General features: G+C 60.2%; 8 protein-coding genes. 4 read left to right on the forward strand and 4 right to left on the reverse strand.

From position 1 onward, the window contains the following. Positions 1-2: 2 nt before the first annotated feature. Together IAI51_RS21145 and IAI51_RS21150 are read right to left on the reverse strand one after the other, a co-directional pair. Positions 3-2,525, reverse strand: coding sequence for a CS1-pili formation C-terminal domain-containing protein (locus tag IAI51_RS21145; RefSeq protein WP_187680220.1), 2,523 nt, complete (start codon positions 2,523-2,525; stop codon positions 3-5). Between the two features lie 108 nt (positions 2,526-2,633). Next, on the reverse strand, positions 2,634-3,125 hold the full coding sequence (locus tag IAI51_RS21150; RefSeq protein ID WP_187680221.1) for a CS1 type fimbrial major subunit: 492 nt from the start codon (positions 3,123-3,125) through the stop codon (positions 2,634-2,636). A 498-nt stretch (positions 3,126-3,623) separates the two neighbouring features. On the opposite strand from IAI51_RS21150, the gene IAI51_RS21155 reads away from it, so the two are divergent. Together IAI51_RS21155 and IAI51_RS21160 are read left to right on the forward strand one after the other, a co-directional pair. Next, entirely contained in the window at positions 3,624-4,199 is a 576-nt protein-coding gene (locus tag IAI51_RS21155; RefSeq protein WP_187680222.1) for a PadR family transcriptional regulator, read from the forward strand. Continuing rightward, complete coding sequence (locus IAI51_RS21160) at positions 4,196-4,978, forward strand: siderophore-interacting protein (protein WP_187680223.1); 783 nt, start codon at positions 4,196-4,198, stop codon at positions 4,976-4,978. The genes IAI51_RS21155 and IAI51_RS21160 overlap by 4 nt, the downstream gene beginning before the upstream one ends. 98 nt (positions 4,979-5,076) lie before the next feature. On the opposite strand, the gene IAI51_RS21165 is transcribed toward IAI51_RS21160, so the two are convergent. Both IAI51_RS21165 and IAI51_RS21170 read right to left on the reverse strand, forming a co-directional pair. Next, positions 5,077-5,715, reverse strand: a complete 639-nt coding sequence (locus IAI51_RS21165; protein ID WP_187680224.1) for a Pr6Pr family membrane protein — start codon at positions 5,713-5,715, stop codon at positions 5,077-5,079. A gap of 1 nt (position 5,716) precedes the next feature. Then, positions 5,717-5,947 (reverse strand): VF530 family DNA-binding protein, encoded by a 231-nt coding sequence (locus IAI51_RS21170; protein ID WP_187680225.1) that lies wholly within the window; start codon positions 5,945-5,947, stop codon positions 5,717-5,719. Between the two features lie 301 nt (positions 5,948-6,248). Here IAI51_RS21170 and IAI51_RS21175 point away from each other — a divergent pair, with 301 nt between their 5' ends. Both IAI51_RS21175 and IAI51_RS21180 read left to right on the forward strand, forming a co-directional pair. Next, entirely contained in the window at positions 6,249-7,610 is a 1,362-nt protein-coding gene (locus IAI51_RS21175) for a carbohydrate porin (protein WP_187680226.1), read from the forward strand. 215 nt (positions 7,611-7,825) lie between these two features. After that, on the forward strand, positions 7,826-10,237 hold the full coding sequence (locus IAI51_RS21180) for a glucose/quinate/shikimate family membrane-bound PQQ-dependent dehydrogenase (RefSeq protein WP_187680227.1): 2,412 nt from the start codon (positions 7,826-7,828) through the stop codon (positions 10,235-10,237). Positions 10,238-10,384: the final 147 nt, after the last annotated feature.

Genomic DNA, 10,384 nt, shown 5'->3' on the forward strand with positions numbered 1-10,384 from the left:
GCTCAACCCGCCTTCTGATCGGTGGAGGTCACGTCCGCCAGCGTGTCCGGCGTGCAGCGCAGATCGCCGATCATCAGCACATTGTTTTCACTGCGGTGCTGGTTCGCATCGAGGCGGAACTGGCACAGCAACTGGCTGCCCTGACGCACTTCCAGGGTCGGTGAGCCGGCGTTCATCTCCATCGAGAAGAACCCGTCGACTTCCGTCACCCCACGGCTGGCGTGGTTGATCACGTGGTGGCCCTTGAGCGGTTGCCCTTGCCCGTCGACCAGACGACCGAGCACCGTCAGGGTCTTCATCACGCGGATCTTGCGGTACTCCACGCCGCCCTTGTTCAGGTGATAGCGGGTACGCGCCGGTTCAATGGTGGCTGCCGGCACGTGGTTGCCTTCGAAGTCGAAACTCACCGAGCTGTTGCGGTACGCGGTGATCGGAATGAAATTGCGCCCCGGCTTCAATGCCGCACTGCCGCCGCTGTAATCGTCGGCGCGCAGAGCGATGTCATCGATGTCCGATTCCACATCGACGATCATCCCCGCACCGCGCATCTCGTACTGACTGGTCATGAGCATTTTCTCGCCGCCGACCACCAACGTGCTGTCGACGTTAAGGCCACCGGTGAAATTGCCGTTGTAGGACGAACGCTGAATGAAAGCGTCGCCATTGACCGCATCCGTGCGCCAGTTCGTCAGACTGGACATCCCGATGCCATAGGTGTCGGTCAGCGCGGTGACCGAGACGTTTTGCAGTACATGATCCTTGAAGTCCTTGCGCCAGCCGATCGAGCCATTGTTGTCGCGGCTGCCATCACGGGCCGTGCGCGAGCCGATGCTGCCGGTGATCTGCTGACCGGGGGCGCCGAGTGCCATGTTGACGCTCAAATCGACGCCGCGATTGCGCGCATCGCCACTGCTGTAACTGCCCGGCCGATCGAACAGCGACAAGCGCCAACTGGCGTCGCTGCCAAACAGTTCGGTGCGCTGGGTCCAGCCCAGATCCATGCCGACGCCTTCGACGTTGCCCTCGCTGTGCGACACCCGCGCGTTGATCGAACTCTTGCTGCTGACGCGATGGTTGAGCGCCAGCGACGAATTGCTGGTCTGGCCGATAAACACATTGCGCGGACGAATCCGGGTGCCGTCCGGCAGGGTGTCGTAGGTGTTGGTGGTGTCGAGCCAGCTGCGGTTGTGGCTGACGACCACGCTGCCGGAACCATAGTTATAGAGGCTTTGCAGATCCAGGCCGGTGCCGTAATCCTCGGTCTTGTAGACGTTGGCATACAGGCTGATGTGGTTGGCCAGCGTCCAGTCGATGGACGTGCCGTATTGCAGCTTTTCGCGAATCTGCCGCGCCGACACGCCAAGAATCACCCGTGGATGCAGCAGGTAATTGAGCGCCGCACCGGCGGTGGGGCTGCCGCTGGCCTGGGTGTCCCAGTTGCTCAGCAGTTTGCTTTCCTCACCGGCAAACACGTTGTAGCGCCAGCGGTCGTCGAGGTTGCGCCAGTTGTTGGGCTTGTACACCAACTCCTGGGTGGTGGAGGTGATCTGGCCGTCTTCGATCAGGCGGACTTCCACTTCATAAATGCCACCGGGCAAGGGCCGGGTGTCGAGGGTCTGCAAACCGGCCGGCACCGATTGTGTATTGATCAACAGGCCATCGCGCCAGATTTCCACAGAACCCTGACGGTTGGCGGTGACATAAATCGGATAGACGCTGGGCATCGGGCTGTTGATGGCCAGACTGTCGGAGCTGCCGTACATGACACCGACTGCTGTATCGGGACTGGTGCCGAACGTGCGCGGTTGGCGAGTCAGCCCTTCGGAATTGGGGGTGAAATAGCCCAGGCGGAAAAAACTGCCTTGCAGTTCGCGCTGGGTGTGAAGCTCGTGTACCGCGTGATAAAGCTTGTCATCGGGGCCGCCGAGACGGGCCAATTGCAGGTTCAGCGTCTGGCTCCAGTTACCCAGACTGCCACTGGCCTCAAGGCCGAAACGTCCGCCCAGATCCTGCTCCTGGCCGCCATTGAGGTTGAGCTGATTGCGCACCATCAAACCGCTGCTGCCGCCATCGGGCTGTTCGTAATAACGCTTGGCCTCGACGTCGCGTTCGGCGTTTTCAGTGAGAATCGAAACCAGCGAGTTTTCCAGGTTGTAATGCACCGCCAGCACCTGATCGGGACAGGAACCGGTGCAATTGCCCAGTGGCACGCCGGGCTTGAGAAAAGCCGCCCATTTCTCCCGCTCGGCGGGGCCGAAACGGTTTTCGCTGGTGTCGGTGAATTCCAGCAGGGTGATGCGATCGTCGCGGGACAACACCACCATGGCCTCGCCCAATGGCTGATGATCGAGTTCGACCCGAACCGCCAGAGGTACGTCAAAGAAGTGCTCCTCGAAATCCGCCGGCAAACCTTTGGCCTGAGCCAACAGGCTTCGCGGCGTGGTGCCGGCGGAGTTGGAAGCCACGGCTGCGCTGGCACAAAACAGCAGCGCAAGCGCAGCCGCGATGGGTGTCATCGGGAACATGAACTCTTACTCTGATTACGAATAGTGGAAGTCCGACGGAGCAGAAGGATTGCCTGCCCCGTCGGTGAACGCTGACCTGCGGTCAGCGCTGGGTGCCGGATCGTTCGATCAAGGCGTAACGGCCGGAGGAACGGCGTCGAAGGTCATTGCCACAACACCGGTGTAATCACCCGGGGCGAAGTTAGTGCCAATGGCGCTGATTTTCACCGGCATACGGTAGTTAACGTCCGACTCGGCCTCACCCACTACTTCTTGCGGAGTCAGGGTGAGGGTCTTGTTGTTGAGTTCGACTTTCAAGTCGATGTTGCTGCTGCCCGCGATCAGTTTCGGTGCGCTGTCGAGGCTGGCGTGAACCGAACCGTTGTTGTTGCGTACGTCGAAGAAACCGGTGACTTCGCCCATCTTGCCGGTGCTTGGGTTGTAGCTCATGTCCTGATCCTTATTGACCAGATCAGGATTGGTCGGCACCACGTAGAAGCCGTTGGTCGGAACCTGAGCGACGATATTGATCGAGTGAGCGGCTTCACCAGCGGCGAAAGCGCCCGAGGAACCCAGTGCCAGAAGAGCCAGAGGAGCAGCGATAGCGATTTTCTTGAACATCGTTCAGTACCTTGTTTTCTTTAAGAGAAGGAGTGATTGAAAGTCCAAGTCAAACGCCAGGGGAGTTGAGCCAGATCAACTTGAACTTTCAATGCCGGAGCATCATCGGCTGTTGCCTCTGGAAAGTAAGCAAGTAACTTCCTATAAGCGCGTAGTTAAACAACCCCATGACCCGCAAGAAAAAAGAACAAAAAACCAATATCCAAAAAAATGACTGTAAGTTATTCCCTACATACAGTTTTAGTTGAAAAACCATACAGCAACATGGCCTCGATACAGCGGGCCTTAGTTGCGATTTTAGAATAATCACTCAAGACAAATAGAGTGTTAACTTTAACTTTCAAGTTATCGATGGCTGAAGACTCTCGCGAAAATGCCTATTGCAACATCGGCACAGACCCCCACTCGTCAGCCGGCCGGTACTCCGAGCAAAAACGTCTTGCGTCGGCGTAAAGATATATCTTACGTTGTATCTAAACGTGACGAGAGAAGACAGAAATGAGAGACCATCATTCCCCCCACCGAGAACACGGCGACGGCCGTGACGGCTTTGAAAAGCGCCCCGGCCGCGAACGCGGCGGCCGTGGGCCACGCGTGTTCGCCCCCGGTGACCTGAAGTTGCTGCTGCTGGCGCTGGTCGCCGAACAGCCCTGCCACGGCTACGACCTGATCCGCCAGATCGAAGGCATGTTCGACGGCGCCTACAGCCCGAGCCCCGGCGTGATCTACCCGACCCTGACCTTTCTGGAAGAAAGCGAACTGATCACAGGCGATGCCGAGGGCGGCAAAAAACGCTACAGCGTGACTGACGCCGGGCGCCTGTCCCTGAGCGAACAAGCCGTGGCCCTGGATGGCGTGCGAATGCGCATCGACGTCAGCAAGCGTTCATTGCGCGGCCATGACCGGCCGCCGGAAATCCACGAGGCGGTGCACAACTTGCGCCACGCCCTGCAACTGCACCACGGGCGCTGGAGCCCGGAAGAAATCCAGCGCGTGCGTGACCTGCTCAACGACACCGCCAAAGCCATCGTCGACGGCCCAGCCGTTCAACCTGCCCCGGAGAAAGCCGAATGACTGCAGTCGATACCCAAACCATTCACCGCGTGACACACGAAATCAAACGCCGTCGCCTCGAAGTATTGCGCGTGGCCGATATCACCCCGCGCATGCGCCGCATCACCCTCGGCGGGCCGGAGCTGGCCGGGTTCATCAGCCTCGGCACCGACGATCACGTCAAATTGCTGTTCCCGCAGAACGCCGAACAAACGGCCGCGCTGGAAACCATGGTGCTCGGCAGCAAGAACGATGGCCCGACACCCGAGATGCGCGACTACACCCCGCGCCGCTATGACCTCGACAAACTTGAGCTGGACATCGACTTCGTCCTGCACGGCGATGGCCCCGCCTCGACCTGGGCGGAACAGGCTGCACCTGGACAGTTCCTGCACATCGGCGGCCCACGCGGCTCGATGATCGTGCCGGACATCTTCGACAGCTACCTGCTGATCGGTGACGAAACCGCCCTGCCCGCCATCGCCCGCCGCCTCGAAGGCCTGGCGGCCAATCGCAAGGCGCTGGTGGTGATCGAAGTGGAAAACGGCGCCGAGCAGCAAGCGCTGGAGAGCGCGGCGCAGGTCAATGTGATCTGGGTATTGCGCGACGGCGGCAAGGACAACCTGCTGACCACCGTCAAACAGTTGCAGGTGCCCAAAGGCAATCTGTATGCGTGGGTGGCGACCGAGACCAAGGTTTCGCGGCAGATCCGCCGGGTGTTGCTGGATGAGCATGGACTCGATGAGAAGCTCGTCAAAGCCGTCGGCTACTGGCGCGCCGAGGGTTCCGAAGAAGAGTGATATCCCCTGTAGGAGCTGCCGCAGGCTGCGATCTTTTGACTTTGCTTTAAAGAGACAAGATCAACAGATCGCAGCCTGCGGCAGCTCCTACAGGTACTTTAACTTCGTGCAGATCGCCAGCGATCGAGGCCAATCACCGCCAACCCAATCACCACAAACCCCACCAATATCCCCCCGGCATTGATGAACACCTGTGGATAACCCAGCACCGACACATCAATGAACGGATACGCATACGCCCCCAGCACATGCCCGCGCAGCAAGGCATAAGCGAAATACGCCAGCGGATAAATCAGCCACAGCGGCAGATGCCAAAGACGCAAGGTGCCTTTGGGTACGCAACACCACCAATAGCCCAGAAACAGCAACGGCATCACGTCGTGAAGCAATTCGTCAGCGATGAATTGCCAACCTTCGGGGTGCCATAAATGCCGCAGCAAAAGGCTATACGCGACGCCGACCACCGCAATACTCACCGCCACCCCGCTGCTCACCCACGGTTGCAAAAACCAGCGGCGCGCGGCGGATTCACGCGGCGTGACGGCGCAGGTCAGCACCGTCGCCACCAACGTGTTGGTCAACACCGTGAAGTAACTGAAGAAACTCACCAGGCCGCCCAACAGACTGGCGCCGACACTCAAACGCGCGAAGAAAATCAGGTACAGCTGAATGGCCAGTCCCGCCCAGCCAAGCATGGCGGCGAGGATGATCAGGCGTCGGCGCCATACGGCGTCCATCTCAGAGCGGTCGCTTGGTGCGCATCAGCTTCACGTACAGACGCTCGACCTTCTCCCGCGCCCACGGGGTTTTACGCAGGAACGTCAGGCTCGACTTGATGCTCGGATCGCTCTTGAAACAACGGATGTCGATACGCTCGGCCAGCCCCGACCATTCGTAATGGGCCACGAGAGCGGTGAGGATCTGTTCGAGGGTTACGCCGTGCAGCGGATCGGGGGATTGTTCGTTCATGCCAGGCCTTTGGACGAAGTGAAAATGCAGAAGCCGCGCACCTTAGCCGAGGGGGTGATCGGGTGGAAGGCCTTGCATCAAATGTAGGCCAACCCGAAAAGATCGCAGCCTGCGACCAGACCCGCAATGCGCCCGTTTGCCGCACTGTTACCGAATCCGAAACTGTTCATGTCAATAAAACCCCTTTGTCTTTTTGTTACAGATCATTATCCTGCCGCCTTTCCGCTGAATCGCTTCACTGCCTGCGTCAAATCGTAGCGGTCAGCTCATCCCCAAAAAAAGATCAAGAAAGACCCCTTTTATGCCCGATTTTCCGTTCTTCCGAGACAGCGCTATCTCATCCCTGCGCGTGATCGGCGGCTGCACCGCCCTTGGCCTCGCCACCTGCGCCCAGGCGGCTCCCGCGTTCGACAGCGAATCACCGTACATGCTCGGTGACTGGAACGGCACGCGCACCGAACTCTCGGAAAAAGGCTACGACTTCAAACTCGATTACACCGGCGAAATGGGCAGCAACCTGCACGGCGGCTACGACCACGACCGTACCGCACGTTACAGCAACCAGTTCGGCCTCGGCACACACCTGGACCTGCAAAAGATCCTCGGCTGGGACGACGCCGAGTTTCAACTGACCATCACCAAACGCAGCGGCAACAACATCAGCAACGACCGCATCAACGATCCGCGCGTCGGCGGCTTCACGTCTGCTCAGGAAGTCTGGGGCCGTGGCCAGACCACGCGCCTGACGCAGATGTGGTACCAGCAGAAATTCTTCGATCAGAAACTCGACATCAAAGTCGGCCGTTTCGGCGAAGGCGAAGACTTCAATACCTTCCCGTGCGACTTCCAGAACCTGGCGTTCTGCGGTTCGCAGGTCGGCAACTGGGTCGGCGGCATCTGGTACAACTGGCCGGTCAGCCAGTGGGCGCTGCGCGTCAAATATCACCTGACGCCGGAGCTGTACGCACAGGTCGGCGCCTACGAGCAGAACCCGTCGAACCTCGATCGCGGCAACGGTTTCAAGCTCAGCGGCAGCGGCACCCAAGGCGCGATCCTGCCGGTGGAACTGGTGTGGACGCCGAAGCTCAACGGCCTGCCGGGCGAATACCGCGCCGGTTACTACTACAGCAACGCCAAGGCCACTGACGTCTATAAAGACAACAATGGCCAACCGGCAGCGCTGAGCGGCGAAGCCTACCGCAGCGCGTCGAGCAAACACGGCGTGTGGTTCGGTGCCCAGCAGCAGATCACCAGCATCGCCAGCGACAACAGCCGTGGCCTGAGCGTGTTCGCCAACGCCACGATGCACGACAAGAAAACCAACGCCATCGACAACTACGTCCAGGCCGGCCTCACCTACAAAGGCCCGTTCGACGCCCGCGCCAAAGACGACATCGGCTTCGCCCTGGCTCGCGTGCACGTCAACCCGGCCTATCGCAAAAACGCCGAAGCGAGCAACCGGGCCAACGCGGTCTACGACTACGACGATTCATCGTTCCTGCCGCCGCAAGACACCGAATACAGCGCCGAACTGTATTACGGCGTGCACGTGACGAACTGGCTGACCGTACGCCCGAACCTGCAATACATCCGCCATCCGGGCGGCGTGGACAAGGTCGATGACGCACTGATCGCGGGGCTGAAGATCCAGTCTTCGTTCTAACCAACACCACGGATCAAATGTAGGAGCGAGCCTGCTCGCGAAAGCAATTTCAACTTCACCAAAGAAGTCGACTGACACACCGCTTTCGCGAGCAGGCTCGCTCCCACATAAAACTCGTTAGCTAGACAAGTTTTTATCTGAACCATGCCCACGCCAAATCGTCATCTAAAGTGACTACAGCGCGGGACTACATAAACGTCACGGAGATTCACACTATGAGCACCGTAAGTGCTTCGAGTCGGGGCCGTCTGCTACCGGGCCTGCTCGGCATTCTGCTTCTACTGATGGGCCTGGCCATGCTGGCCGGGGGAGTCAAGCTGAGCATGCTCGGCGGCTCGCTGTACTACCTGCTGGCCGGTATCGGCATCACGCTGACCGGCATTCTGATGCTGCTGCGCCGTCGCGCAGCGCTGGGCCTGTACGCCATCGTGCTGTTCGCCAGCACTGTTTGGGCCTTGTGGGAAGTCGGTCTGGACTGGTGGCAACTGGTGCCGCGTCTGGCGCTGTGGTTTGCCCTCGGTTTCGTGATGCTGCTGCCGTGGTTCCGTCGTCCACTGCTGATCGCAGGCCCTGCGCCAATGGGCACCGGCGGTTTGACCGTGGCGGTGGTTCTGGCCGGCGTCACGGCTCTGGCCAGCCTGTTCACCCACCCGGGCGAAACTTTCGGCGAACTGGGACGCGACACAGCCGACATGACCAGCACCGCGCCAGCCATGCCTGATGGCGACTGGCAGGCTTACGGCCGCAGCGAATTCGGTGATCGTTATTCCCCGCTCAAGCAGATCACCCCGGCCAACGTCGGCAAGCTGCAAGAAGCCTGGCGCATCCAGACCGGCGACCTGCCGACCGCTGATGACCCGGTTGAGCTGACCAACGAAAACACCCCGCTCAAAGCCAACGGCATGATCTACGCCTGCACCGCGCACAGCAAAGTGCTGGCACTGGACCCGGACACCGGTAAAGAACTGTGGCGCTTCGACCCGCAGATCAAGAGCCCGGTCGGCTTCAAAGGCTTCGCCCACATGACCTGCCGTGGCGTGTCGTATTACGACGAAGCCGCTTACGCCAAGTCTGAAAACGCGGCCTCCGCCGTGATTTCCGAAGCTGGCAAAGCCGTTGCTCAGGCCTGCCCACGTCGTCTGTACCTGCCAACCGCTGATGCGCGCCTGATCGCGTTGAACGCCGACACCGGTAAAATCTGCGAAGACTTCGGCAACAAAGGTGTGGTCGACCTGACCCAAGGCATCGGCCCGTTCACCGCCGGTGGCTACTACTCCACCTCGCCGGCCGCGATTACCCGTGATCTGGTGATCATGGGCGGTCACGTCACCGACAACGAGTCGACCAACGAGCCATCGGGCGTGATCCGCGCCTACGACGTGCGCGACGGTCACTTGGTGTGGAACTGGGACAGCAACAATCCCGACGCCACCGAACCTTTGGCCCCAGGCGAAACCTACAGCCGTAACTCGGCCAACATGTGGTCGCTGGCCAGTGTCGACGAAAAACTCGGCATGGTTTACCTGCCACTGGGCAACCAGACCCCAGACCAGTGGGGCGCCGACCGCACCCCGGGCGCCGAGAAATTCAGCGCCGGTGTTGTAGCCCTGGACCTGGCCACCGGTAAAGTGCGCTGGAACTACCAGTTCACCCACCACGACCTGTGGGACATGGACGTTGGCAGCCAGCCAACCCTGCTCGACATGAAAACCGCCGACGGCGTGAAACCCGCGCTGATCGCTCCGACCAAACAGGGCAGCCTGTACGTCCTCGACCGTCGTGACGGCACGCCGATCATCCCGATCAAGGAAATCCCGGTACCGCAAGGCGCCGTGAAAGGCGACCGCACCGCACCGACCCAGGCCCGTTCGGACCTAAACCTGCTGGCCCCGGAACTGACCGAAAAAGCCATGTGGGGCGCGAGCCCGTTCGACCAGATGCTGTGCCGCATCCAGTTCAAGGAACTGCGTTATGAAGGCCAGTACACCCCGCCGTCGGAACAGGGCAGCCTGATCTACCCGGGTAACGTTGGCGTGTTCAACTGGGGCGGCGTGTCGGTCGATCCGGTTCGCCAGATGCTGTTCACCAGCCCGAACTACATGGCCTTCGTCTCGAAAATGGTGCCACGCGAGCAAGTCGCCGCCGGCAGCAAACGCGAGAGCGAAACCGCTGGCGTGCAACCGAACACCGGCGCGCCATACGCGGTGATCATGCACCCGTTCATGTCGCCATTCGGCGTACCGTGCCAGGCCCCGGCCTGGGGCTACGTCGCCGGTATCGACCTGACCACCAGCAAAGTCGTGTGGAAACGCAAAAACGGCACCAGCCGCGACAGCTCGCCAATCCCGATCGGCTTCACCCTGGGCGTCCCTAGCATGGGCGGCTCGATGGTAACGGCCGGCGGCGTCGGCTTCCTCAGCGGCACCCTCGACCAGTACCTGCGCGCCTACGACGTCAACTCCGGTAAAGAGTTGTGGAAAGCGCGTCTGCCGGCTGGCGGCCAAGCGACCCCGATGACCTACACCGGCAAGGACGGCAAGCAATACGTCCTGCTCGTTGTCGGCGGCCACGGTTCGCTGGGCACCAAAATGGGTGACTATGTGATTGCGTACAAACTGCCGGAATAAGCGTTAGCGGCGGTAAAACAAAGGCGACATCCTGTGAGGGATGTCGCCTTTTTTGTTACCAACAGTTCCCCCTGTAGGAGCTGCCGAAGGCTGCGATCTTTTGATCTTGTTTCTGACAATCAACGTCAAAAGATCGCAGCCTTCGGC

It is taken from the genome of Pseudomonas sp. N40(2020), assembly GCF_014472415.1.
Taxonomy (GTDB): domain Bacteria; phylum Pseudomonadota; class Gammaproteobacteria; order Pseudomonadales; family Pseudomonadaceae; genus Aquipseudomonas.

Bases quoted from the DNA above. Each gene is read 5' to 3' on its own strand.
- IAI51_RS21155 (WP_187680222.1), top strand. From the start codon at position 3,624: ATGAGAGACCATCATTCCCCCCACCGAGAACACGGCGACGGCCGTGAC.
- IAI51_RS21170 (WP_187680225.1), bottom strand. From the start codon at position 5,947: ATGAACGAACAATCCCCCGATCCGCTGCACGGCGTAACCCTCGAACAG.
- IAI51_RS21145 (WP_187680220.1), bottom strand. From the start codon at position 2,525: ATGTTCCCGATGACACCCATCGCGGCTGCGCTTGCGCTGCTGTTTTGT.
- IAI51_RS21150 (WP_187680221.1), bottom strand. From the start codon at position 3,125: ATGTTCAAGAAAATCGCTATCGCTGCTCCTCTGGCTCTTCTGGCACTG.
- IAI51_RS21175 (WP_187680226.1), top strand. From the start codon at position 6,249: ATGCCCGATTTTCCGTTCTTCCGAGACAGCGCTATCTCATCCCTGCGC.
- IAI51_RS21180 (WP_187680227.1), top strand. From the start codon at position 7,826: ATGAGCACCGTAAGTGCTTCGAGTCGGGGCCGTCTGCTACCGGGCCTG.
- IAI51_RS21160 (WP_187680223.1), top strand. From the start codon at position 4,196: ATGACTGCAGTCGATACCCAAACCATTCACCGCGTGACACACGAAATC.
- IAI51_RS21165 (WP_187680224.1), bottom strand. From the start codon at position 5,715: ATGGACGCCGTATGGCGCCGACGCCTGATCATCCTCGCCGCCATGCTT.